The sequence below is a fragment of the Bacillus suaedaesalsae genome (assembly GCF_016890225.1).
Taxonomy (GTDB): Bacteria; Bacillota; Bacilli; order Bacillales; family SA4; genus Bacillus_BS; species Bacillus_BS suaedaesalsae.
Genome location: NZ_JAFELM010000012.1, coordinates 1 through 26,446, shown reverse-complemented (window position 1 = coordinate 26,446; position 26,446 = coordinate 1). Strand labels below are relative to the sequence as shown.

The 26,446-nt window shown below is 35.7% G+C and carries 30 protein-coding genes and 1 pseudogene; 14 read left to right on the top strand and 17 right to left on the bottom strand.

The genetic code is table 11. The annotated features are described in order from the left end of the window. Nucleotides 1-326 precede the first annotated feature (326 nt). The gene (gene pckA, locus JR050_RS01545; RefSeq protein WP_204201755.1) at nt 327-1,916 is read left to right on the top strand and encodes a phosphoenolpyruvate carboxykinase (ATP); all 1,590 of its coding nucleotides are present in this window, start codon (nt 327-329) and stop codon (nt 1,914-1,916) included. Between the two features lie 37 nt (nt 1,917-1,953). Here pckA and JR050_RS01540 read toward each other — a convergent pair whose 3' ends face one another. Together JR050_RS01540 and JR050_RS01535 are read right to left on the bottom strand one after the other, a co-directional pair. Then, nucleotides 1,954-2,196: a DUF2584 domain-containing protein gene (locus JR050_RS01540; protein ID WP_204201754.1), complete on the bottom strand. Its 243-nt coding sequence runs from the start codon at nt 2,194-2,196 to the stop codon at nt 1,954-1,956. A 28-nt stretch (nt 2,197-2,224) separates the two neighbouring features. Beyond that, entirely contained in the window at nt 2,225-3,007 is a 783-nt protein-coding gene (locus JR050_RS01535; RefSeq protein WP_204201753.1) for an alpha/beta hydrolase family protein, read from the bottom strand. A gap of 125 nt (nt 3,008-3,132) precedes the next feature. Between JR050_RS01535 and JR050_RS01530 the strand changes: the two genes are divergently transcribed. The 3 genes from JR050_RS01530 (at nt 3,133) to JR050_RS01520 (ending at nt 5,821) form a co-directional block, all read left to right on the top strand. Further along, on the top strand, nt 3,133-4,128 hold the full coding sequence (locus JR050_RS01530; RefSeq protein WP_204201752.1) for an ABC transporter substrate-binding protein: 996 nt from the start codon (nt 3,133-3,135) through the stop codon (nt 4,126-4,128). Between the two features lie 126 nt (nt 4,129-4,254). After that, nucleotides 4,255-5,025, top strand: coding sequence for an ATP-binding cassette domain-containing protein (locus JR050_RS01525; RefSeq protein WP_204201751.1), 771 nt, complete (start codon nt 4,255-4,257; stop codon nt 5,023-5,025). After that, nucleotides 5,015-5,821: an ABC transporter permease gene (locus JR050_RS01520; RefSeq protein WP_204201820.1), complete on the top strand. Its 807-nt coding sequence runs from the start codon at nt 5,015-5,017 to the stop codon at nt 5,819-5,821. Before JR050_RS01525 ends, JR050_RS01520 begins: the two co-directional genes overlap by 11 nt. Nucleotides 5,822-5,927: 106 nt before the next feature. Here the strand turns inward: JR050_RS01520 and ytkD are convergent, their stop codons facing one another. Beyond that, nucleotides 5,928-6,410, bottom strand: a complete 483-nt coding sequence (gene ytkD / locus JR050_RS01515) for an RNA deprotection pyrophosphohydrolase (RefSeq protein ID WP_204201750.1) — start codon at nt 6,408-6,410, stop codon at nt 5,928-5,930. Nucleotides 6,411-6,540: 130 nt separating this feature from the next. Then, nucleotides 6,541-6,861, bottom strand: coding sequence for a hydrolase (locus JR050_RS01510; RefSeq protein ID WP_204201749.1), 321 nt, complete (start codon nt 6,859-6,861; stop codon nt 6,541-6,543). 211 nt (nt 6,862-7,072) lie between these two features. On the opposite strand from JR050_RS01510, the gene JR050_RS01505 reads away from it, so the two are divergent. After that, nucleotides 7,073-7,333, top strand: coding sequence for a DUF6154 family protein (locus tag JR050_RS01505; RefSeq protein ID WP_430392839.1), 261 nt, complete (start codon nt 7,073-7,075; stop codon nt 7,331-7,333). A gap of 174 nt (nt 7,334-7,507) precedes the next feature. Here JR050_RS01505 and ltaE read toward each other — a convergent pair whose 3' ends face one another. Further along, on the bottom strand, nt 7,508-8,536 hold the full coding sequence (gene ltaE, locus JR050_RS01500) for a low-specificity L-threonine aldolase (RefSeq protein ID WP_204201748.1): 1,029 nt from the start codon (nt 8,534-8,536) through the stop codon (nt 7,508-7,510). A 177-nt stretch (nt 8,537-8,713) separates the two neighbouring features. Here ltaE and JR050_RS01495 point away from each other — a divergent pair, with 177 nt between their 5' ends. Further along, the gene (locus JR050_RS01495; protein ID WP_204201747.1) at nt 8,714-9,589 is read left to right on the top strand and encodes a serine hydrolase domain-containing protein; all 876 of its coding nucleotides are present in this window, start codon (nt 8,714-8,716) and stop codon (nt 9,587-9,589) included. On the opposite strand, the gene JR050_RS01490 is transcribed toward JR050_RS01495, so the two are convergent. Together JR050_RS01490 and JR050_RS01485 are read right to left on the bottom strand one after the other, a co-directional pair. After that, the gene (locus tag JR050_RS01490; RefSeq protein ID WP_204201746.1) at nt 9,586-10,320 is read right to left on the bottom strand and encodes a YwaF family protein; all 735 of its coding nucleotides are present in this window, start codon (nt 10,318-10,320) and stop codon (nt 9,586-9,588) included. The two genes, JR050_RS01495 and JR050_RS01490, sit on opposite strands and share 4 nt — an antisense overlap. 157 nt (nt 10,321-10,477) lie before the next feature. Next, nucleotides 10,478-10,918: a Dps family protein gene (locus tag JR050_RS01485; protein ID WP_204201745.1), complete on the bottom strand. Its 441-nt coding sequence runs from the start codon at nt 10,916-10,918 to the stop codon at nt 10,478-10,480. Between the two features lie 128 nt (nt 10,919-11,046). Here JR050_RS01485 and ytzI point away from each other — a divergent pair, with 128 nt between their 5' ends. Together ytzI and JR050_RS01475 are read left to right on the top strand one after the other, a co-directional pair. Continuing rightward, nucleotides 11,047-11,229: a YtzI protein gene (gene ytzI, locus JR050_RS01480; RefSeq protein ID WP_204201744.1), complete on the top strand. Its 183-nt coding sequence runs from the start codon at nt 11,047-11,049 to the stop codon at nt 11,227-11,229. Further along, complete coding sequence (locus JR050_RS01475) at nt 11,230-12,699, top strand: amidase family protein (RefSeq protein WP_204201743.1); 1,470 nt, start codon at nt 11,230-11,232, stop codon at nt 12,697-12,699. Nucleotides 12,700-12,746: 47 nt separating this feature from the next. On the opposite strand, the gene JR050_RS01470 is transcribed toward JR050_RS01475, so the two are convergent. From JR050_RS01470 to JR050_RS01460, 3 genes are all read right to left on the bottom strand, one after another. After that, nucleotides 12,747-13,145, bottom strand: coding sequence for a DUF1980 domain-containing protein (locus JR050_RS01470; protein ID WP_204201742.1), 399 nt, complete (start codon nt 13,143-13,145; stop codon nt 12,747-12,749). Between the two features lie 22 nt (nt 13,146-13,167). Beyond that, nucleotides 13,168-14,109 carry a permease gene (locus JR050_RS01465; RefSeq protein ID WP_204201741.1) on the bottom strand — a complete coding sequence of 314 codons (942 nt, stop codon included), beginning with the start codon at nt 14,107-14,109 and terminating at the stop codon, nt 13,168-13,170. Between the two features lie 138 nt (nt 14,110-14,247). Beyond that, nucleotides 14,248-14,721: an S-ribosylhomocysteine lyase gene (locus JR050_RS01460; protein ID WP_204201740.1), complete on the bottom strand. Its 474-nt coding sequence runs from the start codon at nt 14,719-14,721 to the stop codon at nt 14,248-14,250. Between the two features lie 115 nt (nt 14,722-14,836). On the opposite strand from JR050_RS01460, the gene yidD reads away from it, so the two are divergent. Further along, complete coding sequence (gene yidD, locus JR050_RS01455; protein ID WP_204201739.1) at nt 14,837-15,061, top strand: membrane protein insertion efficiency factor YidD; 225 nt, start codon at nt 14,837-14,839, stop codon at nt 15,059-15,061. A 1-nt stretch (nt 15,062) separates the two neighbouring features. Here the strand turns inward: yidD and JR050_RS01450 are convergent, their stop codons facing one another. After that, complete coding sequence (locus JR050_RS01450; protein WP_204201738.1) at nt 15,063-15,389, bottom strand: SCP2 sterol-binding domain-containing protein; 327 nt, start codon at nt 15,387-15,389, stop codon at nt 15,063-15,065. Between the two features lie 260 nt (nt 15,390-15,649). On the opposite strand from JR050_RS01450, the gene JR050_RS01445 reads away from it, so the two are divergent. Beyond that, nucleotides 15,650-15,874: a metal ABC transporter solute-binding protein, Zn/Mn family gene (locus JR050_RS01445; protein WP_239454017.1), complete on the top strand. Its 225-nt coding sequence runs from the start codon at nt 15,650-15,652 to the stop codon at nt 15,872-15,874. A gap of 442 nt (nt 15,875-16,316) precedes the next feature. Here the strand turns inward: JR050_RS01445 and JR050_RS01440 are convergent, their stop codons facing one another. Continuing rightward, entirely contained in the window at nt 16,317-16,475 is a 159-nt protein-coding gene (locus tag JR050_RS01440; protein ID WP_204201737.1) for a DUF1540 domain-containing protein, read from the bottom strand. A gap of 129 nt (nt 16,476-16,604) precedes the next feature. Between JR050_RS01440 and JR050_RS01435 the strand changes: the two genes are divergently transcribed. After that, on the top strand, nt 16,605-17,129 hold the full coding sequence (locus tag JR050_RS01435; RefSeq protein ID WP_204201736.1) for a CBO0543 family protein: 525 nt from the start codon (nt 16,605-16,607) through the stop codon (nt 17,127-17,129). Between the two features lie 83 nt (nt 17,130-17,212). After that, nucleotides 17,213-17,365 (top strand): hypothetical protein, encoded by a 153-nt coding sequence (locus JR050_RS01430; RefSeq protein ID WP_204201735.1) that lies wholly within the window; start codon nt 17,213-17,215, stop codon nt 17,363-17,365. 834 nt (nt 17,366-18,199) lie between these two features. On the opposite strand, the gene JR050_RS01425 is transcribed toward JR050_RS01430, so the two are convergent. The 4 genes and pseudogenes from JR050_RS01425 to JR050_RS01410 form a co-directional block, all read right to left on the bottom strand. After that, nucleotides 18,200-19,522: an FtsW/RodA/SpoVE family cell cycle protein gene (locus JR050_RS01425; RefSeq protein ID WP_204201734.1), complete on the bottom strand. Its 1,323-nt coding sequence runs from the start codon at nt 19,520-19,522 to the stop codon at nt 18,200-18,202. Next, nucleotides 19,519-19,947 (bottom strand): PadR family transcriptional regulator, encoded by a 429-nt coding sequence (locus JR050_RS01420; RefSeq protein ID WP_204201733.1) that lies wholly within the window; start codon nt 19,945-19,947, stop codon nt 19,519-19,521. Before JR050_RS01420 ends, JR050_RS01425 begins: the two co-directional genes overlap by 4 nt. Nucleotides 19,948-19,950: 3 nt before the next feature. After that, nucleotides 19,951-20,502: a sigma-70 family RNA polymerase sigma factor gene (locus JR050_RS01415; protein ID WP_204201732.1), complete on the bottom strand. Its 552-nt coding sequence runs from the start codon at nt 20,500-20,502 to the stop codon at nt 19,951-19,953. A gap of 1,351 nt (nt 20,503-21,853) precedes the next feature. Further along, nucleotides 21,854-23,128 (bottom strand): annotated as a pseudogene (locus JR050_RS01410) (IS110 family RNA-guided transposase). A gap of 263 nt (nt 23,129-23,391) precedes the next feature. On the opposite strand from JR050_RS01410, the gene JR050_RS01405 reads away from it, so the two are divergent. Then, the gene (locus tag JR050_RS01405) at nt 23,392-23,922 is read left to right on the top strand and encodes a CBO0543 family protein (RefSeq protein ID WP_204201731.1); all 531 of its coding nucleotides are present in this window, start codon (nt 23,392-23,394) and stop codon (nt 23,920-23,922) included. Nucleotides 23,923-23,965: 43 nt separating this feature from the next. On the opposite strand, the gene JR050_RS01400 is transcribed toward JR050_RS01405, so the two are convergent. Next, on the bottom strand, nt 23,966-24,322 hold the full coding sequence (locus tag JR050_RS01400) for a hypothetical protein (protein ID WP_204201730.1): 357 nt from the start codon (nt 24,320-24,322) through the stop codon (nt 23,966-23,968). A 777-nt stretch (nt 24,323-25,099) separates the two neighbouring features. On the opposite strand from JR050_RS01400, the gene JR050_RS01395 reads away from it, so the two are divergent. Next, entirely contained in the window at nt 25,100-26,323 is a 1,224-nt protein-coding gene (locus tag JR050_RS01395) for an IS110 family RNA-guided transposase (protein ID WP_204201714.1), read from the top strand. Nucleotides 26,324-26,446: the final 123 nt, after the last annotated feature.

Below are 26,446 nucleotides of genomic sequence, written 5' to 3'. Positions count from 1 at the left end.
TATCATAACGCACCAAGTCGAAGCATGTCAACAAAAGATTCGCATCCAAACAAAAATATATAAACGCTTTAACACTTTAAAGGAGTGGGGGCCTGTCCCCCATCCCTTTAAAGTGTTAAAGCGCACGAAATAGGCTACTGCCCATTTCGTGCGTATTGATTGAACATTTATGTCAAGACTGGTACATTTTATGTATTCATGCGTACTATAATTTTAAAATAGTATAGACTATTTGTTTTAATATGTTATACTAATTCAAGGGCAATCATTTTTTCCAAATAAATGTAGATTAATAGAAAAATTATGGGAAAAGGCAGGTTTTGAGGATGAATTCTGTTGATGTTTCAGTCAACTTAAATGAGCTTTTAGAGGGTAATAATGTTTGCATGAATCTATCTGTGCCACAACTTGTTGAAAAGGTTTTATCTCGTAATGAAGGTGAACTAACTTCAACTGGGGCAGTTCGTGCAACTACAGGTAAGTATACAGGTCGTTCTCCAAAAGATAAATTTATTGTTGAAGAGTCTTCAGTAAAAGACAAGGTTGCATGGGGTTCTATTAACCAGCCTATCTCTTCTGAAGCTTTTGATCGTTTATATAATAAGGTATTAACATATTTAAAAGGTCAGAATGAGATCTTCGTATTTAAAGGATTTGCTGGTGCAGATGACAAGCATCGTTTACCGATTCAAGTAATTAATGAGTATGCATGGCACAATTTATTTTCTCATCAATTATTTATTCGTCCAGAAGAAAGTGATCTTGATACTCATGATGCACAATTTACAGTTATTTCTGCTCCAAACTTCAAAGCAGATCCTGCTGTGGATGGTACAAACTCTGAAACATTCATTATTATATCATTTGAACGCAAAGTTGTGTTAATTGGTGGAACTGAATATGCAGGTGAGATTAAGAAATCTATTTTCTCTGTAATGAACTACTTACTTCCAGAAGCAGATATTTTGCCGATGCACTGTTCAGCTAACGTTGGACTTGAAGGTGATGTTGCGTTATTCTTCGGACTTTCTGGTACAGGAAAAACTACATTATCAGCAGATCCACACCGCCGTTTAATTGGTGATGATGAGCATGGCTGGTCAAACTCTGGTGTGTTTAATATTGAAGGCGGTTGCTATGCGAAAACAGCTGACCTAACTAGAGAGAAAGAACCACAAATCTTTGATGCGATTCGTTTTGGAAGCGTATTAGAAAATGTTGTGTTAAACGCTGACACTCGAGTTCCTGATTATGCGGATACATCCTTAACAGAAAATACACGTGCTGCATACCCAATTACAAATATTGATAACATTGTAATGCCAAGTATTGCAGGACACCCAAATACAATTATTTTTTTAACGGCTGATGCGTTTGGTGTATTACCTCCAATCAGCAAGCTAACGAAAGAACAAGCAATGTACCACTTCTTAAGTGGGTATACAAGTAAACTAGCTGGAACTGAACGTGGAATTACTTCACCTCAAGCTACATTCTCAACATGCTTCGGTTCCCCATTCTTACCATTACCTGCAACAGTGTATGCTGAAATGTTAGGTAAGAAAATTGCGGAACACCGTGTACAAGTATTCTTAGTAAACACTGGTTGGACTGGTGGAGAATACGGTGTTGGAAGCCGTATGAAGCTAAGCTACACTCGTTCCATGGTTCAAGCCGCTCTTGAAGGCGAACTAAACAACGTTGAAACAATTAAAGATGAAATCTTTGGACTTGATATTCCAATGCACGTTCCTGGTGTACCTGATGAAGTATTACGCCCTGATCTTACTTGGAATGACAAAGAAGCATATACTGCTAAAGCAGTTGAGCTGGCTAATAAATTCAAGGAAAACTTCAAGAAGTTCTCCAACGTTTCTGAAGTAATCGTAAATCTTGGTGGACCAATTAACGAATAACTAACAAAAGAGCCTTTTATAGGCTCTTTTTCTTTGTCTAATTCGTTGAATTCAACGCAACAAGTTCATAGGTTAACACAGTCTTCTGATTACTCATCTCTACTTTTTTGATTACCGCTGTTCCTGTTGTTTCAGATTCCTTCGTTTTTCTCACTTCTAAAGGAATATCGATCGGATACAAGCGATACCCGTCTTTTGCCAATGAAAATGTATTATCCTGCTCTCTTACTTCGTTTCCCTTTGTTACGATCATTGTATTTAACTCTAAAGGCATACCCATTTCTGTCATCCTCCATTTATCTTTTTACTTACTGATTCTGCATCCACTGCGATAAATCCTGCACTACTTTGCGATTCGTCTGTGGTGGAAAATAATGCGTAAAGTTGTCAAAGTACCATGATTCAACAGGGTGATTCAGTTCTTTTAATCTTTTTTCTAAACGGTACGAATGCTCTATATCGACATTTGTATCGCTTTTTCCATGTATGATTAATACTGGAGCTTTCATTTTCTCCAAAGAGTATAAAGGCGTTCTCCATCTATACTCATCAGGAACTTTATTTGGTGTTCCGCCAATAACACGTTTCATCATTCGTCGCATATCTAGACGTTCGAAATACGTTAACGTCATATCCGAAACACCACTCCAGCATACGACTGACTTTACATCAGAATCTAGTATTCCTGTAAATAGAGCCATTACTCCACCTCGAGAAAAACCAAAAACATGAATTCGGTCAGTATTCACCTTCGAATGATTTCTCAATATGGATAAGGCGCATATTGCGTCATAACGGTCTTCTCCTGCAAAGTCTTCGTTCCCTTCCCCACCTTGATTTCCTCTGTAAAAAGGTGCCATCACTACAAAGCCTTGCGAAGCAAACTGTACAATTCTCCCTACTCTTACTTTACCTACATTTTTTATGCCACCACGCAAATATAGAAACCCGTCATACTTCCCTTCTCCTTTAGGCTCTGCTAATAGTCCTTTTATCTTTAACCCCTGACAAATATACGTCACAATATGTAATTCAATTCGAGGATTTGGAGAAGGAAAGCGTTGCTTCTCCAAAATATTACCATCATTCATTGTGAAATTCCTCCGTTACCTTTATATTCGTTTGTATTTTTTATATAGGCATTCACACATTTTTCTTTCTGACATATTGTATCGTATCAAAATACTTACATTATGCATAAGGAGGTCGCATGCTCATGCGTCTTATAAAAAGCTCCATTGTCCTGTTCGCTACATTTATCCTCATTTTTTCATTAGCTGCTTGTGGAAAAAGTGAGGTACAAAAGGTTCGTGTTGGTGAAGTAACGCATTCTATTTTTTATGCTCCACAATATGTTGCCCTATCTGAAGGATTTTTTGAAGAAGAAGGGCTTGAAATTGACCTACAAGGTACGTTCGGTGGAGATAAAACAATGACGGCTCTTTTATCCGACGGGATTGACATTGCTTTAGTAGGGTCTGAAACTTCCATTTACGTGTATGCTCAAGGTGCTACAGATCCAGTGATTAACTTTGCTCAGCTGACACAGACTGACGGAACCTTCCTTGTCTCCCGTGAAAAAGTGGAAAACTTCTCATGGGATCAATTAAAAGGTAGCACATTTTTAGGTCAACGAAAGGGTGGAATGCCTCAGATGGTTGGGGAATTCGTGTTGAATAAGCACGGAGTTGATCCTCAAACAGATTTAGAGCTTATTCAAAACATTGAATTTGCCAACATTGCAAATGCCTTTGCCTCAGGTACTGGAGACTATGTTCAATTGTTTGAACCAACGGCCAGCATTTTCGAACAAGAAGGAAAAGGTCATATTGTCGCTTCATTCGGCAAGGAGTCTGGTCATGTACCATATACAACGTTTATGACGAAAGAAAGCTATATAAAAGAAAATAAAGAGGTTGTAGAAAAGTTTACTAGAGCCATTTATAAGGCTCAGAAATGGGTAGAAACGCATTCTGCTAAGGAAGTTGCAGAGTCTATTGCACCATATTTTGAAGATACTCCGATTGACTTAATAGAAACAGTAGTCGAACGTTATAAAGAGCAGGGCTCATTTGCTACAGACCCAATTTTAGATGAAGAAGAATGGAATAACCTTCAAACAATTATGGATGATGCGGGCGAGCTTCCTACAGATGTTGAGCATGGCATTCTCGTAAACACTGACATTGCAGAGAGTGTAATTTCAGAGTAATAATTTTCACCCAGCCTCGGTGTTGAACCGGGGCTACTTCTAAATAAATATACTATTGTTGATGTTGTGACTCCTACGGTAAACATCATTGTATAAATGAAAATAATTAAGGAAGGAGTGAGGAATGTGAGTTTTTTAACCATAGAAAATATTCATCATACGTATTTCACTAAGAAATCGATTACGACAGCTTTAGACAATATTTCATTATCCATCGAAGAAGGTGAGTTTGTTTCTTTTCTTGGCCCTAGTGGATGTGGAAAAACAACACTATTATCCATCATCGCGGGTTTAATTGCTCCTACAACAGGGGCTGTTACTATTGACGGTAAGAGAATTGAAAGCCCTGACCCAACGATAGGTTATATGTTTCAACAAGATTATCTTTTTCCGTGGAAGACGATTGAAGAAAATATTTTACTTGGTCCTAGCCTTAGTAAATCTGTTACAGCAGACCAAAGACGACTTGGCTCTGATTTGTTAAATAGTATGGATTTAGTAGGTGTGGAAAAACAGTTTCCTAATCAGCTATCGGGTGGCATGAGACAAAGAGCTGCGCTCGTTCGAACGTTAATGATGGACCCTAAAATACTACTATTAGATGAACCCTTCTCTGCATTAGATTATCAAACAAAATTAAAACTTGAAAATTTAGTTTCATCTACATTGAAAAAGTTTAATAAAACTGCTCTTCTGGTCACACATGATATTGGAGAAGCGATTGCGATGAGTGATCGGATATTCCTTTTAGCAGCAAGGCCTGGTAGAGTGGCAAAAACCTTTACAGTTCCAGAAGAATTGCGAGCAGCTCTACCGTTTGATGCAAGACAACTCCCTTCCTACTCAACGTTATTTCAAGATATATGGAAGGAGTTGGACTCCCTTGATGACAACTAATCAGTCTATAAAAGAACTTCATAAGCAATATTTACAAAAGCTTTCTAAAGAGAAAAGATGGGTTCGCTTTTACCAACTTCTCATTTTCATTTTATTTTTTGGTTTATGGGAGGTTTCAAGTCGATTAACGTGGATTGATCCACTTATTTTTAGCAGTCCTTCTAGAGTTGTCAACTTATTAATCGACAAAGTTGCAGACGGCAGTTTACTTTCCCATACAGCTGTTACTTTATTTGAAACCGTACTCGGGTTTATTTTAGGTACATTGCTAGGGACCATAACGGCGGCGGTATTATGGTGGTCTCCGATGATTTCGAAAATTGCCGATCCGTATTTAGTCATTTTAAATGCACTTCCCAAAGTAGCGCTTGGTCCCATTATTATCGTGGCACTTGGACCAGGATTTACATCTATTATTGCAATGGGGGCAATCATCTCCATTATCATCACAACGATTGTCATTTACACCGCATTCAAAGAGGTCGATCCAAATTATATAAAGGTTCTGCAAACGTTCGGAGCTACGAAGGCACAATGCTTCAAAGGAGCTATCCTCCCCGCTTGCTTCCCAACCATTATCTCGACGTTAAAAGTAAACGTAGGCTTATCGTGGGTTGGAGTCATCGTTGGGGAATTCCTAACCTCATCAAGAGGACTCGGCTATATGATCATTTACGGCTTCCAAGTATTTAACTTCACACTAGTCCTACTCAGCCTACTACTAATCGCACTATTCGCAACCATCATGTACCAGGCAATCGAACTACTCGAAAAGAAACTCATCAAACAACAATAAACAGCACTCTAGTGGAGTGCTGTTTTGACAGGTGCCAGGCACGCCCCGAATTTTATCGAAAAACAATACAAAAATTACAAACAATAAAGCCCTCACTTGGAGGGCTTTAGATGTTTACGAATTTTAGTTTTTCTCGAATATATGTAAGGCTATGTAGTAGGACGTCATCTTTCATGATGAAGCTAAATCGGCGGTCATGGGCGACTTCTTTCGGTAATGAACTTAATAGTACTGGGCCGTTCGTTTCATAGTAGGTAGGTTGCTTGATTAGTTCTGCAATTTCTGCAAAGTAAATACTTTTTATAATGGTTTTACCTCTACCTGACACTTTGTATTGTCCTATATATTGAATTGATGAGACGTGGCCACCTGTCTCTTCTTTCACTTCTCGTATTGCAGCCTCTTCGGCTGTTTCTCCTTTTTCTACTTTACCTCCAGGAAACTCTAGTCCTCTTCTTGAATGTGCGGTTAAAAGCCATTTATCTTGATATCTACAAATAACCCAAACGTGTTTCGGTTCAGACGAGAAAGGATGTATGGTAAAAGAGAGATTAACCTCGTTTTGATAATGATCGGTAAACGTATGCATAGTATCTAACTCCAATTTTTGCATTTGTTACATGATAACATAAGTATGTAAATAAATCATTGATATACAAAAAGTAATCTTGTCATAGTGCTCTATTTCAAATTCATAAAAAAAGGCCACGTTAGTGACCCTAATTTCTCTTATAATTTAGTAAACCCTGCTCTTCGATATGTTTTTTTGCTTCTTCGTCACCTAATTGATGAATAAGACCAAACACTTGCTGCATCGTATTGTCAATTGCATCATTATCTGGATCATAATGATATTGTACATACGGCGTATGCGCTCGATAGAACCCTTGCCAGTCTGATGAATAAATTTGATCAAAATGTTCACGTAGTTGGACAATTTCTTCATCGGTTGCTTCAATTTTATAGTTCCAGCTCGATGCTGTACTACTTTGAGAGATTTCCCCATCTGCTAAGGAAATATAATACGTTTTTTTCAACATTCACAGCTCCTTACGGTGAAATTTACTTGTTTTACTTTTCCCCTTAACATCACCACTTTATTCTTGATTAAAGATCTGTTAATAAATTGAGCAACTAATGGAGCATCATAGACAAGCCTTCACCATATACTATTCGAAATAGCTAATATTGAATGGGTAAAGAAAGTGAGAATTGAGCAAGGTATAAAAAAGAAGGGTAAAGAGGTGATATATGATGAAGCTTGTTGATGAACTGTATGAAATGTATAAGCATCATTTTACAGGAGACGAAGAAGATATTGATATTATCGCATTCTCCGTATTGGAACAGTTGAATCGCAAAACGATGTTTAATTTACTTAGCGAACTGGATGATCAAGAACTTCTTGATTTAGTGGGATTATATTTAATTGAGGGACTAAAAGGAAAGCTAGCAAAGGAAGGATTATTACCTTTGGGAGACGAAGGTGTTGAGAAAAGGACAATACATTAACATACTTATATAACATAAGTAAAATACTTAAAGGTTGTTTATTCAGACTGTCTAGAATCATCGAGTTTTAAAATAAAAAAGCTTCTTCTCGTCAAAGAAAAGGAGTCTAGAATTTTAAAATAGAAACTTTCTAAATTAAAAAACCACTATCGAAATAGTGGTTTCTTCCATGAGCTATTTTGAAAAACGATTCGATAGTTTTTCTATTACTTCTTCAATGTGCTCTCTGTTCACGTCAAAATGTGTGGTGAAGCGAATTGTTGTTGGTCCGAAAGCTACCGCTAATATCCCTTCTCCTTTTAAAATTTCTAAAAATTCCCCAGTCGACATGTTTAATTGTGAAATATCAACAAGAACGATATTCGTTTCAACGTGACCTGCAATTGATATCGTTGGAATTTGACTTAATCCTTCTGCTAAAAACTTAGCGTTTTCATGATCTTCTGCTAACCGTTCGACCATTTCTGTTAATGCAATATAACCTGGTGCAGCAAGCACCCCCACTTGTCTTAGTCCACCACCAAGGCGCTTTCTCCATTTTCTCGCTCTCTTTATGAAGTCCTCATTCCCCGCTAAAATTGAACCTACTGGAGCACCTAATCCTTTAGATAAGCAAATTTGAACCGTTGTTGTATACTTCGTAAACTCTGAAACGGGTTTATTTAACGCAACTGCAGCATTGAACAATCTAGCTCCATCTAAATGAACAGGTATATTATGTTTTATAGCTACTTCGTAAATGGCTTTCATATTTTGGGTAGGAACAATGGCTCCACCTGCACGATTGTGTGTATTTTCAATACAAATTAGTCCAGTTTCCGGAGCGTGTATGTCCTCATCTCGTATTGCTGCTTCTACTTCCAGGGGATTCATTGCCCCTCTCATTCCTTTTATAGTACGTGGTTGCACGCCAGCAAAGGCAGAAATCGCGGCACCTTCATAATAAAAAAGATGGGCATCACTTTCTAATATAATTTCATTTCCTGGTTGACAATGACTTAAAACGGCAATTTGATTACCTTGTGTTCCACTTGTGACAAATAGCGCTGCTTCTTTTCCGAGTAGTTCTGCAGCCTTTCTTTCTAATTCATTAACTGAAGGGTCCTCTCTGTATACATCATCCCCTAACTCAGCTTCGAAGCTCGCTTTCCTCATCTTTTCTGTCGGTTTTGTGACTGTATCACTTCTTAAGTCAATAAACACGTGCAAGACCCCCTTATACACTTCATAGCAACATTATATCACGCATGTAAACTATTTCAGAGAACGAAATACCAAATCCTGAATATGGTATTTTATGTTAATATATAGAAAAATAGTTCACTAGATAGGAGCCTCTTTCTTTATGCTTCAAAATTTAGATACATTGCATATTCCTTTTTGATCCACCATAAAGGAAAAACGGTTTATGATTATTATCGCAATCGGAAAATGCAGGATCGATTACATAAAGTAAACTCTATCACGAAAAGTGTACTTTCTATATTAGTCGGTATTGCCATTGATCGAAAAGAAATTAAGAGTGTTTATGATCCTGTGTACCCCTATTTTACAGAGATCAATACGATTTCAGAAGAGCTTACAATTGAACACTTATTAACGATGTCACCTGGAATCGATTGGCCAGAATTCGGTTCTTGGAACGCTCAACCTTTTCCTATGATAAATAGCAAAGACTGGGTGAAATTTGTGTTTAACAGAGATCGTACCGATGCTCCTGGACAAACGATGATTTACAATTCTGGCTGCTCTCACGTATTGAGTGCAATTGTTCAAAAGGCAACAGGCGAAATGCTACAGGAATACGCAAAGAAACACTTATTTGATCCGTTACAAATCCGTGATACAAGGTGGCATTCAGACTCAAAAGGAATCGCAATCGGTGGCTTCGGCTTATGCCTAAGCACAGAGGATATGATGAAAATTGGAACACTGATGCTACAAAACGGAGTGTGGAACGGAGAAACCGTTGTTTCTGAAGGTTGGGTCAAGGAATCTACTTCTCCAAGACTGAACACTTACAATGACATCGGCTCGTACGGCTACCATTGGTGGATTCTTACGGATGAAACTAAACAAACTGTCAACCCATTTACTTACTTTGCGCTTGGATACAGAGGTCAATATATAATTTTGATTCCCGAGTATGATTTAATCACCACCATTACAAGTGATTTAGATCGATCATTATTACGGTTAAAATTATTCAAAGAAAATATTCTCTCACAAATAAATCATACAACAACCCAATCTTAAAAGGATTGGGCTGTCGTTTCTTTGCTATTTTTTTTATTTTCTCGTTTTTGTACGATGGCCATTGGAATATATGTGATTGCAAATACAACAAGTGCAACTATTTCAAGATTGATATAGTACATGATTCCGCTGCCGAAAAAATTTAATAATGTTTCAGTTTCTGTTGGATTTGCTAAATAGAAAAAGTTCGTGCCTAATAGGTAATTGAGAGTAAATATAGGGACAGCTATTATGTTTACAATAACAAAGCTATTTATAATAGCTTTCCTTGGGACTCTATATCCTTCAAACAATATGAAATATAAAACGGCAATAGGAATTACGGAATGATGAAGAAAATATTTGATAAATCGAAAGTGAGGAAAATGATAGACCATATCAGGAGTAATCATCGATAATATAGGAGGTATTATTCCAATAAAATACAACAAGTTAAAAGCTTTCTCTTTTTTGTTTACCAATAAGTACAAAGCAATAAATGTACTGAGGGAACAAAGGTGTAATGGAAGATCACCGATGTCCCATTGGTGAGTTAAAACTAACCACACATGCATCGAGATTTCGCAAGCAACTAACGAAATAAAAATAAACCATTTTAGTATTGGCTTGTAATTAATAAGTTTTCTTCTAAAAAGCACCATAACTAAACAAGTTAAAAAGAAGACTGCTAATGTAACATTGTGTTCTAGATTAAACATCTGAAAGCCTTGCATTCCTGTAACAGAAAACATGATGTCATCACACCTCTCACTGTACATTGAAATGCTTTTTTCTAATACCTATACAGTTCCGTACTACTTTATGAGTGAGTACGAGGTGTTTATTTACGTATGAATATTTGCACAAAAAAAGTCAGTGCACACTTGTAGCACCGACTCCATTTTCCGATTACTTACCTAAAAAAGACGATAACATCCACACATGCTTTTCTAAGCTTTGGTGAATGGAAAGGAGCATATCTCCTGTCGTTTCATCTCCTACTTCTTCAGCTAATGACATTCCTTCTTTTAGCTCTCCGGTAATAATTCGGAAGTCTTGGATAATACTTTGAACCATTTCCTCTGCTTCTTCCTGTCCGTTTGCCTCTTGAACGGAAGATTGTTCAAGTATTTCTCTCATTGTTGCTACAGGTTGTCCACCAATAGCAAGTAAACGCTCTGCTAACTCATCAATGTGTAAGGCTGCTTCATTATAAAACTCTTCAAATTTCGCATGCAAGGTAAAAAACTGTGAACCTTTTACATACCAGTGATAATTATGTAATTTTACATATAGAACACTCCAGTTTGCAACTTGCTTATTCACGGTCGTGACTAATCGTTCTGACATAAATAACACTCCCTCTTCTCTATTTACTCTTTTAAATTCCCCATATATTTAGGCAATAAACATATTTTTTTGCTCATCTTATCAAGCAGTAGTCTTGCATGGTAAAATAATTGTAGGGAGGTGCAACCTTGTATACTATTTTGATTATTTCTATTATTGTCGTCATTATTATTTTACTTCTAAGTGTAATTACCATTAATAAAGGTTATGCCTATAAACAAACAATCGACCAACTAGATGATAACCCCTATCTAAAGGAACAAACCGAACTGACAGAGTCAGGAGAAAAGAAACGAGTGGAGGAAGAATAGATGAAAAATCCAAAACTAGCTAAGCTAAAAGAAGAATGGATACTAGAGGTTTCAATCGATGAAATTCAAACCGCGATGGAAGCGGAAGAAATTACAGCTAAGGAACTTGTATTACTTTACCTTGACCGAATTGCGAGTTTTAATAAAAATGGGATATCCATCAATGCTGTTCTTGAAGTGAATCCTGATGTACTTCAAATTGCAGAAGCACTAGATACTGAGCGAAAAATATCAGGTCCAAGAGGTCCGATGCACGGTATTCCTGTCCTTTTAAAAGACAATATTGATACAGGTGACAAACTACATACAAGCGCAGGCTCACTAGCTCTTAAAAATTCTTACGCTTCCCAAGATTCATCAATTGCTGAGTTGTTACGAGAAGCAGGAGCCATCATACTAGGAAAGACGAATATGACGGAATGGGCCAACTTCATGGCTGAAGATATGCCAACTGGGTATAGCTCAAGAGGTGGACAAGTGCTCAATCCATATGGACCTGGTAAGTTCGAAGTTGGTGGATCTAGTTCTGGTTCAGGAGCTGCAATTGCTGCAAATTTTGCGACAGTCGCAATTGGAACAGAAACATCCGGATCAATCCTGAGTCCTGCCAGTCGAAACTCATTAGTTGGAATAAAACCAACAGTTGGTCTTATAAGCAGAACTGGAATTATTCCCATTGCACATACACAAGACACAGCAGGGCCAATGACGAGAACTGTGAAAGATGCAGCCATATTATTGAATGCAATCACTGGAAAAGATGATACAGACCCAGCAACCTTTAAGAACATGATTGATTATGATTATACAGAGTTTCTTGTTCAAGATGGATTACAAGGGAAACGAATCGGAATCGCACGTGATCGTTACTTCGATTATTTATCGGATGAAGAAAAATCTTGTATGGAAGAGGCCATCGCTGTTCTTAAAGAAAAAGGTGCTACAATCATCGATTCAGTTGAAATTCCATCAACAAAAGAGAAATGGGATTACAACGTACTCGTATACGAATTTAAGACAGATTTAAATGCATATCTTCAAAATGTAGACCCTCGGATAGGAATTCAGTCCCTAGCAGATGTAATTCGATTTAATAATAAGAATGCGGATGCTACGTTAAAATACGGACAAAAGGTATTACTAGAGTCTGAGGCTACTAGCGGAACATTAACTGAGCCAGAATATATTAACAGCCTTGAGCAAGATCAGTACCTTTCTACTGAACAAGGAATTGACTACACATTACATGAACATAATCTTGATGCTATCGTTTTCCCTAACAATTACGGCGCAGGTATCCCAGCGAAAGCAGGCTACCCGTCCATTACAGTTCCTGCAGGCTATTCGTCTGATAATGGTCCAGTCGGAATTACCTTTACTGGAACAGCCTTCACTGAACCAGTATTAATTGAGATTGCCTATGCTTATGAACAAGCAACAAAAGTAAGAAAACCTCCTATTATGAAGTAATAATAATGGTGCCTGTCTTTTACTCAAAAGATTGGCACCCTCTTTATTTATTCTTCCTCCAGATGCAAATCACTAGGCAGGTCTTCTTCAATTCCAAACATCTGATCTAGCTGTTTGATGAATTCCTCTTTGCTCCCTCCAAGTATAGGCGTAACATTGGAAAACACTAAACCTACAACAATTGTACTCACAAAAGCTCCATATAAAATAATGGATCGATACTTCGCGCTTGCCACTTGTTTTTCTTGGTCCTTAGCTCCACTTTGCCAAACGTGTATGATGCCTAATGATAGTAGTAATGCACTTGTCACATATATGAGCGGCAGCATCCCAGTTGATATGTATGAAATTATCGTACCTGTCACGATTATTTTTAGTAAAAACAACGCCAAGCCTATTAAGATAATTCCTCGTAAAAAATAATGAAAGCCTATATCTTTTTGCAAAGTTTTTTCTTCCTTCCTATTCTTAAACTAATAAGACAAAACATATTACACCAATGAAAAGAATGCTACCAACATTTACAATAAATCGTACTTGAAATAACTTACTTAATATAGCTACGTTCCTCAAATTAAACATTGCTCCGAACAATAAAAAGGCAAGGATTGAGTTTGTTGGTAAAGTCCCCTCGAACGATGAAGCAATAAATGAATCCACTACTGGACTAATTGATAAAACAAAAGATAATGTCATGAGAAGAACAGAAGAAAGTAATTCATTTGAACCGATTTCCACCAACTTTTCTCCAATAAGTGTTTGCATAACACTGACAAAACCAGCACCTATCAAGACATATTTTCCGACCTCAAAAAACTTATCACTAACTGCTTGTAACCATTTTCTTGGTTTGTGGTCATTTTCTTCTGCATCCATTGTAAAAAGGTTCTTATTTTGAAATATCAAATATACCATCACACCTAAAAACAAGCTCAATACCAGCGAAAGTCCAATTCTCACGTACATTATTTCCGGTGTATTCGAAAAAGCAACATATGTGGATGCTAATACAACTGGATTTAGTACTGGTGCCACAAATAATAGTACAATTCCTATATAGGTAGGCATCCCTTTATTCATGTATCTACTAGCTATCGGTAGAAGTCTTTCTCCAGAGCACAACATTATCAACAACCATCCCAAAACTGGATGACTAGTTATTACACGTTCAATCTTTTTTTCGGAAACGTAGATTGAAAGAATCGCTGAAACTACCGCACCTAACAAAACAAACGGAATCGCCTTAATGATTATGCTGAAAAATATGGAAAATATAGTTATTATGGTTACTGACTCCGATAATGTTTGGAAGAAACTCGTTGTGATATGACTAAAGAAAAACAAGAAGATAAACAAAGCAATGAGTCCAAAGCCAATGAAATCTTTATGAAATGTTAGTTTTTCATTCATTTTACTTCCCCTATCTATTAATCTACTAACGTTTCTACTATTACTACTATATGGCTTGTCTTCACGTTCTATGCAATAATTAATAATGTCAAAACCATAGAAAAAACACCCTGCTTTCGCAAGGTGTTCTTAAATATTTTATCCAAATACTTTATGAAGGTCTTCCTTTGATTGCTGTAACCAGAAGTTCATTAAGCGTTTTGCTCCATCAAGGTCATGTAACTTCGCTTGGCCACATTGTTTTTCATTTGCAGCCGGAATTTCTGTAATTTCAACTGCGTCTTTCATTGTGTCTTCAAGAACATCAATAATTTCTGTAACAGTTGGTGAACCACTTACCACTAGATAGAAACCAGTTTGGCAGCCCATAGGGGAAATATCGATAATATCAAAGTGATCATATTGCTCAGAATGCTTTCGAATATTGAACGCTAGTAAGTGTTCTAATGTGTGAATGCTATCTGGCTTCATCGCTTGTTTATTTGGTTGGCAGAAACGAATATCAAATTTATTTACAACGCCGTCGCTTCCTACCTTATGAACACCGCAATGTCTTACATATGGTGCAACGACTGCATCATGATCTAATTCAAAACTTTCTACTGAAGGCATGTTTATCACTCCTAATAAGTCTTCTATACTTATAATAATAGAAAAACGAACATTTTACCACAATTTAAATCGGAATACTGTGAATTAAATTTTCCCAATGGAGGATTTCCCAAAGATGAAGAAACTGTTTATATTATTTATACGTGTTTATCAAAAATTTATTTCTCCCTTAACACCACCGTCATGTCGATTTTATCCAACATGCTCACATTATGGTGTCGAAGCCATTGAACGTTTTGGTCCAATAAAAGGAACATGGCTGACCATTAAACGTATTGTTAAATGTCAGCCATTTCATCCAGGTGGATTTGATCCTGTTCCAGAAAAGAAAAAGAAATAGATTATTGATAGTTTTTTACGATTTCTTGTAATTTAAGAGCTAGGCCAAGTTTTCCCTCTACCTTTAGGCCACCGGTCATGAATGCCAATGTTGTGTTTAGGTCGTCTTTTAAAAGCTTTGAAAAGTTTTGCTCAGAAAGCTTTAATGTGACTTCAGCTTCATGCGGTGCTCCTTCTTTCACTTCAACAATTCCGTTTTGCAACACAATTTGCAATTCATCCCCGCTATCAAGATTTACTTGGAAAACACGGTCCTTTTCCCCTTCAATATGTACTGGATTATCGTTCATCTTTTTCACTAGCTCGTGTAATTCATTCAACACTGACATGTACTGCCCCTCCTAAAAATATTTTTGTACTATATAATTCTCTACCTCATATACATTTTCCTTTTATCCTATGAAACGAATAGTTATTGCATGTTCTTCGTGACCATGTTTATCTAAGATTTTCAAAGAAAAAATAATAAACTTTTAGTTTAATATCCATAATTATTACGATATATGCTAAAGGACATGTAAAGCGAAGTGATTTGGATTAAGTGAGGGAAAAGTATGAAAGCTTTATATAAAATGATAATCATAATGATATGGTAGCAAGCTTATTAGCTAGATGTGGTACAGATGAAGGAACTTCTAAAGCAACAAAGGACACGTTAACAATATACACAACGATTTTTCCTTTAGAAGACTTTGTGAAGAAAATTGATGGGGATTTTGTAGAAGTTAAAAGCATTTTCCCACCCGGTGTAGATGCACACAAGTATGAACCAACTGCTAAAATAATGGTCGACATCGAGAAGCTATTGCATTAATCTACAACGTCATTCGTCTTGAAGGACTAGAGGACAGTGAGCATAATCAAGAAGAAGAGGAACATAACCATGGTGATGAAGATCCGCATATCTGATTAGACCTTGCTAGCTCTTGAGATGGCGGATACCATTTATCATGAATTATCTGAGTTAAAGCCAGAAGGTGAAGATTCATTTGAATAAAACTTGACCAAATTAAAGAATGAATTAGAAATATTGGATAAAGAGTTTTTTGATGTCGTTCAAAACTCTAAAAAAAGAAATTTTAGTGTCCCATGCAGCTTATGGCTATTGAGAAAAACGATATGGTATTGAACAAATAAGTTTAAAAAATGCGCATTGAATTAGGAAAAAGCATAGAATCTTCTCTATGCTTTTCTCTTTTTCGTGAATAATAATGATAATTATTTTCAATACTAGTAGTAAGAACAATCAACGTTAACTACAGATCACTTGGTTCAAATGTTTTGCAATCTGTTTCACTACTTGATGCAGCATCTTTTTCACGATGGTTCACAACGTAAATTTGAGTAGCCGCACACTTCTCACCTCGTACGTTGTGGACACAACTACTTACCTCACATAAAACATCTTGTGCCATTATACAACACCTCCTTCTTCAAGTAGTTTTACCTGCATAATAAGAGTTATACAATTTAACATTTCTCGGATAGTTCTACCTTTCATCGTAAATAATACCCATATAATGTAAAAAACAGTAGGTGAAGCAGTGAATGCTATTTATGCATTAGTGTGGTTTGTGGCGCTTTGGAAATGGGGAGATTGGAAAAACTGGGAAAAGTATTATCCGACAATTTTATTTTTCTTTTTAGGAGATTTACTTTATCAATACTTTCTTTCCGATTTATATCCTATGTGGAAATATAATCCACAAGGAGTGGATGAAAATATTGGACTTACACATACTCATGTATTTATTTCTATTATGCTTATTAAATATCCCGCTACAATACTGATTTATTTATCTAAATTCCCAAGCAAACGTTTAAAACAGCTCGGTTGGATTTTGCTTTGGCTGTTAATTTATCTGGTAAATGAATTAGGAGATCGGAGTTTACATTTAATTACGTACCATAATGGATGGGGATTTAGTTGGTCCATTCTATTTAATATCGTGATGTTCTCCTTGTTAAAACTACATTTTCATCGACCAATTTTAACATGGTTGTTTTCCATTGTTTTCATTATTCTCTTATGGAATATCTTTGATGTACCAACCTCTGTTTTTCGATAATAAGTTCATTTGTAATGATAAAATTTTTAAAATTGAACATACTATGTCACGAATCAAAATTTTATCTTTGAGGTGTTGAAAACATGAGTGATTTTCCAATCTACACTGATTCTTTATCAAACATTTGGTACCACGACCTTTCACCAGATAACATATATACATATAACGATTCTATCGATCATTTTGATCAAGACAACCTAGATGAATTTGACGAAGCCATTACATTCCGCTTTTAGATGTATGACAGAAGAGAGTGCTAAACCAATTATTTAATCCGTACTTAAACATATGAATTATAGCCTACGAATTTTCAAGTTAATTCGTAGGCTATTTATTTATCTAAAACGACATTATTGAATTTTTGGAATTACATTCCTTCATCTAAAACATTGTAGAAATAAAAAAAGCCATAACGGATTCTACATCCATTATGGCCAACCTTTATATAAAGTGCTTCTTAAACTATTGCCCCCGTTAGTTTCTGTAGTGCTTATCAAAGAAAAGTTGCTAGTATAAAGCTTTTCATTTATAAGTTTTTAACAATAAGATTAATAATGTCTCCTGATAGAAACGTGCACTTTATTTGGAGAGGCGGGCATGATAGCCTGTTTGGGCTTAGCCAGGAACTTTTATAAATCTGGCTTTCTATGGCTTAGGATCATGTCCGCAGAGGCTCCAAGTAAAGTGACAATTTGCCTTTACTTACTTAAAGCAATAGGGGTTTATAATATATAAAAATAATTTCAATTTGATTGATTTTCTTAGTAAAGCACTACACTACATTTAAGTAGCAATCTTCACAATCTTTTCTTTACCCTAACAAGATCTAACCTCTTAAATGTGTTGGGGCATTACAAATAGACGCCCTCTAATTGAAGAAAAGCGCACTTTTATGGATTAATAAAACCAATTATTTCTTCTTTTCAGAGCACCGGTACTTCAATAAGTGAAAGGCGACAGCTTTGAATTAGCTATCGCACTTTTTATCGACATTTAGATTTTTGACTTTAAATGCTTAAGAATTTGAAATGACTAGTTTCCTTTATAAATTATTACTAATGTTGCATTACTTAGAATCCTGCTATCGTGGGTTCTACCATATCCTTTCTTCGATAAACATTTAAAATGAGTCCTAAAACAGCGGCGTAAAAGAGGATCGCGCTTCCTCCATAACTAATAAACGGCAGGGAAACTTCCATGATTGGCACGATTCCAAAGCCCATCAAGATGTTCCAAGTAGTAGGAACGGCAAATATTGCAGCACCACCAATTACGATCAACCTCCCATAAAGGTCCCTTGTTTTAAACGCATTTTTGGAGATTCTTGAAATAAATATCAGTAGGATAAAACAAAGAACGATTCCGAATGCCCAACCAAGGGAATAGACGAGGAATGGGAAAGCAAAATCTGTATGTGATTCTGGTAACAATTGAAAGTTCAAATCATTATAAAGTCCGTTACCGAACCATCCCGCTTCTGCAAGGACACTCCTAACCGCCATATACATATACCCTGCTCCATTTGGGTCGGAATTTGAATTTATAAAATCAGATAATCTAGTAAACAAATAACTTTGGCGTGAGGTCATGATGATCATAATTACGAAGATGGCACCAGCCATTAGATTTGTTACGACAAGTTTGATAGCTAATTTCTTATGGACTCGGGCAAAGGTAAACATTCCTAGTAAACAGAAGAAGTAAATGATACCAACCATAAAGTTTGGAACCATCATGTAGAGCAAAATGGGAATCCAAAATAAAACAAGAAGAAAACCTTGTTTTTTCCAACTACGAAACTCATTAATTTTGTTAAAAATTCCCGCCCAAGCAAGAAAAAAGAAAAATAAACTCATTATAGTGGCATCGACCGTTAGGCCTGAAAGTGAAACCCACTTTTTTGCTCCGTTGACCATATATCCAAATAAATGGAGATCTAAATGGATCAACAAGCCGATAGCATAAAAGTACAACCACCAATTCATTAATTTTTGGTAATCAAAGAAAAGGAACACAATAATTACAGGAACAGCCAGGCAGTACCAGATAGCCTGTCGCTCCATAAAATAGGTGCTTGATAAGGAAACTTCGGGAATTCCACCAACTAACGGAAGAAAACTAATACTAGCAAAAATAACAAATAAAACAATAAGAACCCAATCCATTTTTGGCTTATGAAGGGGATTTAATTTCTCTCCGATGGTAAAAGGATTTCCCATTTCTTGAATGGCCTTTTCATCTGAATCTTCCTCACAAAATCCTCTTTTTTTGTAAGATTGACTTAACTCTTGCAGATGATGAGTAAGCTCTTTTTTTATCATGTTGTGTGCTTCCTTAGATTTTACTTTGGAAGTGACTTTACTTAAAAATTCTTCAAATTTTGGAGAACTCATAAGGACGCCTCCTCTAGTAAATGTTTAAGGGATACTTGTTTTGAGTTATCTTGTTTATAGGCAGCTAAGTATTTTTTTCCTTTGGAATTTAAGGTGTACCATTTCTTATTATTCATCCAATTAGAAGTAAGAATTTCTTTATTTTCTAATAGATGTAGAAGTGTATAAAGCTGCCCTTCATTTTTTTGGAAAGTACGTTCGTTTTTTTGAAAAAGTTGAATGGAAATATGGTAGCCATCCTTTGATACATGCTGAACAGATTCTAATATAGCTATAATGGTTTCACTGTTCCAATTATCAAATTGTGATTGTTGATTCGTACGAATGGCTTCTCGCACAGCACTTTTTCTTTCATTTGAAAAAGAAAGATCCTCAAAAATTGATTTTTTCATCGAACTCTTCAGATTCATAAATGGATCATTCATCTCCTAAACCTCCTCTATCATCTTGTCCTTTAATAATTCTTTCGCACGCTTTAATCTCGTTTTTAATGTATTTATATTTACTGTAGTAATCTTGCTTATTTCTCTTAAAGACAGTTCTTCATAATAATGCAGAAATACGACTTCTCTGTACTTTAGAGGTAAATTCATGACAGCATTAGTTAAGATATCTTCTTCACTATTTTTGATAATTTCCTCTTCAACCTGTTTTGATTTTGGAGGGATATAATCCAAAATTTTATCGCTAAGCGTTATTTTTCGATAATGCCAGCTTCTTAAATAATCCTTACAATGATTACTAGCAATACGATATACCCAAGTCTTTATTGTTGCCTGCTGATTAAACTGATTTAACTTTTCATAGCACTTTATAAATATCTCTTGCGTTAAATCTTCTGCTGTAGCTCGGTTTTTAACATATGTATATACGAGATGCAGGATATCATCGCTATATTCATGCATTAATTGATCAATTATCTGCTCTCTCTCGTCTAGCATACTTTCGTCTGTCACCGCCAATTGTTTTAGTCCATTCATAGTTTTCACCCTCTCACATATTTTAGACGAAGCTAACCTTCATCCGGTTTGAAGAAATAAAAGATTTTTTATGAGCATCTGTAATCTAGAGTGTAAATAAAAAGGAACAACCTCTTATCAGATTGTTCCGGAATGTTGAAGGTAGGTTAAACGGCTTATAAAACTACTTATTCGACTATTGTTTCCTTATTTCTCAGAAGGAACTGAAATTACAACAACTCCTAAATTCAGAATTGCTTACCGTTGTAAACCTTCACAAGATCTACTTTGCACATAAAAATAGTTATTAAACAATATGGCCCGAATGTTTAATAAGAGCTAATGACAATTTCCCCACTAAACTGCCCCGTTACTTCAATAAAGTGGTGAAAAAATCCTTCATGGACTATGTCATCAGTAGATAATCATTAATCGTTAGATTGTTATTACTCTTGCTTTATTGCGATATAAAATAGTAACCCGAAAATTCCTCACTCATAATTATCTGTACAATATCAATATTGCCGAAGTATGATACTAAACCTATTGCCAAAATTACTCCAAGTATAATAAACAATATGATTATTATATAATTCATTTCTACTCTCCAATCTCTATCCTATTATTTACTAAACTGTCCTTATCGAAAAAGGTAAATGATATCAACCGAAAGTCTTTAAAAGATAAGATAAGACTGGTAGTAATATGAGTATAATAATACTTTGAATAAAAGATATAATAATATCTCTTTTCCAACTGTTTTTTTGAGGGAAACGGTTAAGCAGCCTCTGTACTAAAAGCAATATTACCCACCAAAATATTAATGTTAAGATAGCTGAACTAAAATCTTGATAAAACAAATTAAACTCTCTCCTTCTCATAAACTTACTTTTACTTATTCAATAAACTCAACAAAAAAGTGCATTAATCCTTTTCTGTATCAATGCACAGTAAGAAAGTTGTTATTCAACTCCCTCAGTTTGATACGATTATCTCTTAAATGCTCACTTATTCGCAGGATTTCATCCCCTTTGAAATTACATCAACGAGTGTATGGAATGATTTAAGATCCTTTTGGCTTCGTGAAGGCATAGTTAAATAAAGGAGTTGTATAATACTCCAAATTCTTCCATATAATGTACATCTCCACGCCGCCCCTGGAGGCTTTCCCTCCCATGTCTCAACGGGTCAATTGCCCTTTCATTCCTTCGTCATGCCTATCCAAGGGGTGGAGGCCAGTTATGCTATCCTGATGGGTCACAGTGCCCTTTTGTTGAAAAAACCTGGTACTCTCGTACATATTTGAAATCCTACGAATAAGACAACATTCAAAATTAATTACTACTTTTATAAAGACTGTTTGTTTTTATTTCTATGCTGCTAAAGGCATTGTTTCTTGCAATTTACTTGGGCAGTAAGCTTCATTACGCTTAGCTATACCTACAAAAATTCTTGCTAATTTACCTATCAACTTCATAATAGATTTCATTTTCTTCATCTTTTTAACCTTCACATTATGTGCATGAATTGCTTTAAACTCTGGATTGTTACTCACAAGGCTAACTGTTGCTAGGAAGAGGAAACGCCGTAGTCGAGATCTCCCTCGTTTGGAGATCACAATCTGTCCTTTCCATTTTCCTGAGCTTGCTTCCGCTAAATGTAGACCTGCATGACGTAAAAGAGAGTTCCCGTGTGAGAAACCACTTAGATCCCCAGCTTCTCCTAAAATTCCAGCCAAAGAAATCTCACTAATTCCTTTAATCATAAGTAGTTTCTTTGCGAAAGGTATTTTGTAGAGGACTTCTCTAATTTGTTGTTCAACTCTATCGAGTTGTTTAATAGTAAGGTCGTATTCTTCTAGTAATTGTTCTAAATGAAACTTATAAGCATCTAATGCTTGAGCTGTTCCTATTGATGATTTTGCCAATTGAATGATTAGTTGAGCTTTTTTTGGACCAGGTTGTCGCTTCATTAGTGACTTCCATCCCCTCATGACATCTAGAGGTTCCAGTAAAGCTATTTCAGATGGAGTTGGAAACAAGCGAAGTGTTGCAATCGCCCCTTTACACGTTATATCTTTAAACACTTGTCTGAGTTCAGGGAAGACAATATCTACACATCTATGTATCTGATTAGTTGAGCTTACTATTCGTTTTACAATCACATCTCGATTGGAGATTAGAACCCTAAGCTTTTCAAAGGACTCAGAAGAAGTTGAAATAAACGAATAATAACCGTTCTTCGCCATATCAGCGATTACGAGAGCGTCTTTCTTATCACTCTTTGATTGAGTGTTATCACGATTCTCTTTATTCCTTTTAACTAGGTGTGGATTTACAGTTACTACTTCAATGGCTTGTTCAGCTAGCTATTTCGATATGTTCTTCCAATAGTGACCTGTTGGTTCCATTCCAACGATGGCTGCATTTAAATTTTTCATTTCTTGTAGACTACGAATCCAATTTAATAATCTTTTGAAACCAACTTCACTATTTTCAAATGTAAGAGGATCTCCGACAATAATTCCACGGTAATTTATAGCTCGTGCAACATGAAACTGTTGGGCAATATCCACACCAACAATTAAATGTTTATCGGAAATTCTTTCTATTAGTTGATTTTGTTTGTCTTGCATTTTAAAATTCATAGTAGAGCTCCTTTTTTAAGAATTTGAGTTTGATTGGTCTCTTACTCATATCTTACTGAGGCGCTCTTTTTATTTCAAACCTGATATTTAACGATCTACAGGAATGCTAACCTGCCCAATAGTAAAACTGATTTACGATTGGGTTCTGAATTTTTATAACAATAATTTAACAATCATAAATGGGGTAATATAATTTATTATCCATTTGTTGAATTATAAACAAGCAAAATTGAAATACTAGTTTTAAAAAATGGAGATGGACTATGGATGAGACTGTAAAGGAGTTAGCTGAATTACAAGAAAGATACGCTACATTAGCAATCGAAAATTGGTTATCAGATTCTGTATTTACTTGGAGTTGGTGGTTTCTTGTATTCTTTTTGATAGTACCTTGGTTGATATTCAATAAGCTCCTTGATAGAGATCGTACTCTTCAAATTTGGAGCTTTGGACTAATTGTCATCATTATCACCAGTTTTACTGACGATTTAGGTAGTGAATTGAGAGCATGGATCTATCCTATTAAATTTGTTCCTGCTGGACTACTTGCATTACCATTTGACTTTTCGATAATTCCCGTATCGTGTATGTTGATATATCAATATTTTAATACTTGGAAAACATTTATTATTGCTCTTGTTAGCCAAGCTACAATTTTTGCATTTGTTGGAGAGCCTATTTCAGTTATGCTTGAAACTGTTACATATCTAAAATGGAATTATATATATTCATTTGTTTTTTATATAGTTACTGGGCTTGTAGCTAGGTTTATTGTACAGAAATGGACATCATAAATTGGTTTAATTACTCTTTTCCTTCTTCAACTAAACTTCCCCTTTACTTGAAGAACCAGGTTCTAGGTTTTTCTTTCTCAAAGAATATTCCATAACGACCAGAAATAGTTTTATCAAATCCCTTTGGAAGTGAGTCATATAACCTCAAAGTTGGTAAACCTCTAATGCAAAAACCAGTATAAAAAACCTGACCACAGGAGCAACTAAAATAATGATCAATGGTATATAAATCTTCAGTTTCAATATGTTCTTCAAGATTATCTAATGGGCAACTTCCAGCAACAAAAGTTAAGTTACCTTGTTTCGCGTGTTCCCTCATTAATTGAAAGGCTTCAAGGTAATTCCTTTTTTTAAAATCTAATCCTATTGAGTTACATCTCTCACATTTGCTGTTTTTCATTATGTATCTTCCAATCATTAATAGATGCGAAATCTTTAAAGGCCGTTATGCATTCCCCAACTAGCTGCAGACCATATAATAAAGTAAATTAATAAAAATGCGGCTGAAATAATTTTCCTTTTTTTGATTAAGTAAATAGAAAAACTCAATGCAGATATACATAAAAGTAAATTTTTTATATCAAATGCCTTAGTATACATTTCAGGTTCAATTCGAATAAAGAGAATTAGATAATGTATAATTGTTATTAACCCATATTTGAATTTAAATTTAAAGTGACTACTAAAAAAGAAGAGCATAAAAACTAACAATGGCGAAAGATTTATTAATAGTTCAATCCAGTCATTAATATTGTCTTTAATCATTTGTTATAATTTCCCCTCTTTAAACATGCATCTTCTAGATTTTTCTACAACTAAGCTACTAATTTCTATATATTAGTATTCATTAAAAAGGAATTAATCTTCCTGGATCAATGCTCCAAATGAATATCTTATTCAACTATACTTCCCTTTAGCCATCCATGAAGCGCAAAAACCAGCGCTTCACCACAGAGAATGAAAATGGTTTTTTACTGTCAATACTGATTCTACGGCTGGGAGAGGAAGGTCGTTTGTGTTTGGTGCGTTAGAGCCCATCCTTTAGTCTGACTCCACCGACCACGGTGCACCACTGATTGTCGCTCCCTTACGGGAAGCACACATGGTAGATTAATCCTATTCTGGTTGATGCACCAGCCTCTAATTCTAACAATCGCCGTAGAAAGGAAAAATTTCAATGGATGTAATTATTGAAAGAGCCTGTGGTATGGATGTCCATAAGGACAACATTACTGCATGTATTATCACACCACAAGGGAAGGAGATTCAAACTTTTTCAACTAAGACTGTGTTTTTGATCCAACTAGTTGACTGGATTAAACAGTACAAATGCACACATGTTGCCATGGAAAGCACAAGTGTTTACTGGAAGCCTATTGTGAATTTACTAGAAGCTGAGGATATTGAGTTTTTAGTTGTCAATGCACAGCATATGAAGGCAGTTCCAGGACGTAAAACTGATGTTAAGGATGCTGAATGGATAGCTAAGCTTCTGCGGCACGGACTGATTAAAGCTAGTTATATTCCTGATCGAAATCAACGTGAATTACGTGAGCTCGTTCGTTATCGTCGAAGCATTATTGAAGAACGTGCCAGGCAACACAATCGCATTCAAAAAGTGTTGGAAGGAGCGAATATTAAGTTAGGATCAGTTGTGTCAGATATTATGGGAGTATCAGCTAGAGATATGCTTAACGCAATCGCAGATGGTGAAGATAATCCCGAAATACTTGCAAACTTCGCTCGTCGATCAATGAAAAAGAAAAAGGAAGAGTTAGAATTAGCGCTAAAAGGATACGTTAGCTCACATCAGCGACTAATGCTGAAAACTATTTTAAAACATATTGATTTTTTAACAGATCAAATAGATATGCTTGATTCTGAGATTGCAGAAAGAATGAACACTTATCAAGAAGATATTGAACGATTAGATTCTATTCCTGGTATAGCAAGAAGAATGGCTGAGCAAATCATGTCTGAAGTAGGAACTGACGTTAAAAATCAATTTCCAACTGCACCACATATGTGTTCATGGGCTGGTTTAGTACCAGGTCATAACGAGAGTGCTGGGAAAAGAAAATCAGCAAAAACAAAAAAGGGCAACAAATATTTAAGATCAGCATTAACAGAAGCAGCTCATTCAGTAAAAGGTTCGAAGAACTATCTAGGAGCATTGTATAGGCGAACAGCCTCGAGAAAAGGCAGGAAACGCGCTGGTATTGTAGTTGCACATGCCATGATGAGAATAGCCTATTACCTTTTAACTCGTAAAGAAATGTATGTAGATCTAGGCGAAGACTATTTTGACAAACAGAGACAGCAATCAATTGTAAATCATTCACTTCGGAGACTCGAAGGATTGGGATACATCGTCTCTATACAAGAACCTAAAGTATCTTAAACTAGTCAACTATCATCAGATAAAACACTATGTCGGCGCTCTCGTTTTAAAAAAATTGACTGAGCTGCGTCTAATTTAGTAATGCCTTTTTTTGATATTACAGCGATTAATTTTCATGGTAGC

What these genes read in the sequence shown, in the direction of transcription:
- pckA (WP_204201755.1), top strand. Translation starts at nt 327, where the DNA reads ATGAATTCTGTTGATGTTTCAGTCAACTTAAATGAGCTTTTAGAGGGT.
- JR050_RS01540 (WP_204201754.1), bottom strand. Translation starts at nt 2,196, where the DNA reads ATGGGTATGCCTTTAGAGTTAAATACAATGATCGTAACAAAGGGAAAC.
- JR050_RS01535 (WP_204201753.1), bottom strand. Translation starts at nt 3,007, where the DNA reads ATGAATGATGGTAATATTTTGGAGAAGCAACGCTTTCCTTCTCCAAAT.
- JR050_RS01530 (WP_204201752.1), top strand. Translation starts at nt 3,133, where the DNA reads ATGCGTCTTATAAAAAGCTCCATTGTCCTGTTCGCTACATTTATCCTC.
- JR050_RS01520 (WP_204201820.1), top strand. Translation starts at nt 5,015, where the DNA reads ATGACAACTAATCAGTCTATAAAAGAACTTCATAAGCAATATTTACAA.
- ytkD (WP_204201750.1), bottom strand. Translation starts at nt 6,410, where the DNA reads ATGCATACGTTTACCGATCATTATCAAAACGAGGTTAATCTCTCTTTT.
- JR050_RS01510 (WP_204201749.1), bottom strand. Translation starts at nt 6,861, where the DNA reads ATGTTGAAAAAAACGTATTATATTTCCTTAGCAGATGGGGAAATCTCT.
- JR050_RS01505 (WP_430392839.1), top strand. Translation starts at nt 7,073, where the DNA reads ATGATGAAGCTTGTTGATGAACTGTATGAAATGTATAAGCATCATTTT.
- JR050_RS01490 (WP_204201746.1), bottom strand. Translation starts at nt 10,320, where the DNA reads ATGTTTTCTGTTACAGGAATGCAAGGCTTTCAGATGTTTAATCTAGAA.
- JR050_RS01485 (WP_204201745.1), bottom strand. Translation starts at nt 10,918, where the DNA reads ATGTCAGAACGATTAGTCACGACCGTGAATAAGCAAGTTGCAAACTGG.
- JR050_RS01475 (WP_204201743.1), top strand. Translation starts at nt 11,230, where the DNA reads ATGAAAAATCCAAAACTAGCTAAGCTAAAAGAAGAATGGATACTAGAG.
- JR050_RS01465 (WP_204201741.1), bottom strand. Translation starts at nt 14,109, where the DNA reads ATGAATGAAAAACTAACATTTCATAAAGATTTCATTGGCTTTGGACTC.
- JR050_RS01460 (WP_204201740.1), bottom strand. Translation starts at nt 14,721, where the DNA reads ATGCCTTCAGTAGAAAGTTTTGAATTAGATCATGATGCAGTCGTTGCA.
- yidD (WP_204201739.1), top strand. Translation starts at nt 14,837, where the DNA reads ATGAAGAAACTGTTTATATTATTTATACGTGTTTATCAAAAATTTATT.
- JR050_RS01450 (WP_204201738.1), bottom strand. Translation starts at nt 15,389, where the DNA reads ATGTCAGTGTTGAATGAATTACACGAGCTAGTGAAAAAGATGAACGAT.
- JR050_RS01445 (WP_239454017.1), top strand. Translation starts at nt 15,650, where the DNA reads ATGGTAGCAAGCTTATTAGCTAGATGTGGTACAGATGAAGGAACTTCT.
- JR050_RS01440 (WP_204201737.1), bottom strand. Translation starts at nt 16,475, where the DNA reads ATGGCACAAGATGTTTTATGTGAGGTAAGTAGTTGTGTCCACAACGTA.
- JR050_RS01430 (WP_204201735.1), top strand. Translation starts at nt 17,213, where the DNA reads ATGAGTGATTTTCCAATCTACACTGATTCTTTATCAAACATTTGGTAC.
- JR050_RS01425 (WP_204201734.1), bottom strand. Translation starts at nt 19,522, where the DNA reads ATGAGTTCTCCAAAATTTGAAGAATTTTTAAGTAAAGTCACTTCCAAA.
- JR050_RS01420 (WP_204201733.1), bottom strand. Translation starts at nt 19,947, where the DNA reads ATGAATGATCCATTTATGAATCTGAAGAGTTCGATGAAAAAATCAATT.
- JR050_RS01415 (WP_204201732.1), bottom strand. Translation starts at nt 20,502, where the DNA reads ATGAATGGACTAAAACAATTGGCGGTGACAGACGAAAGTATGCTAGAC.
- JR050_RS01405 (WP_204201731.1), top strand. Translation starts at nt 23,392, where the DNA reads ATGGATGAGACTGTAAAGGAGTTAGCTGAATTACAAGAAAGATACGCT.
- JR050_RS01400 (WP_204201730.1), bottom strand. Translation starts at nt 24,322, where the DNA reads ATGAAAAACAGCAAATGTGAGAGATGTAACTCAATAGGATTAGATTTT.
- JR050_RS01395 (WP_204201714.1), top strand. Translation starts at nt 25,100, where the DNA reads ATGGATGTAATTATTGAAAGAGCCTGTGGTATGGATGTCCATAAGGAC.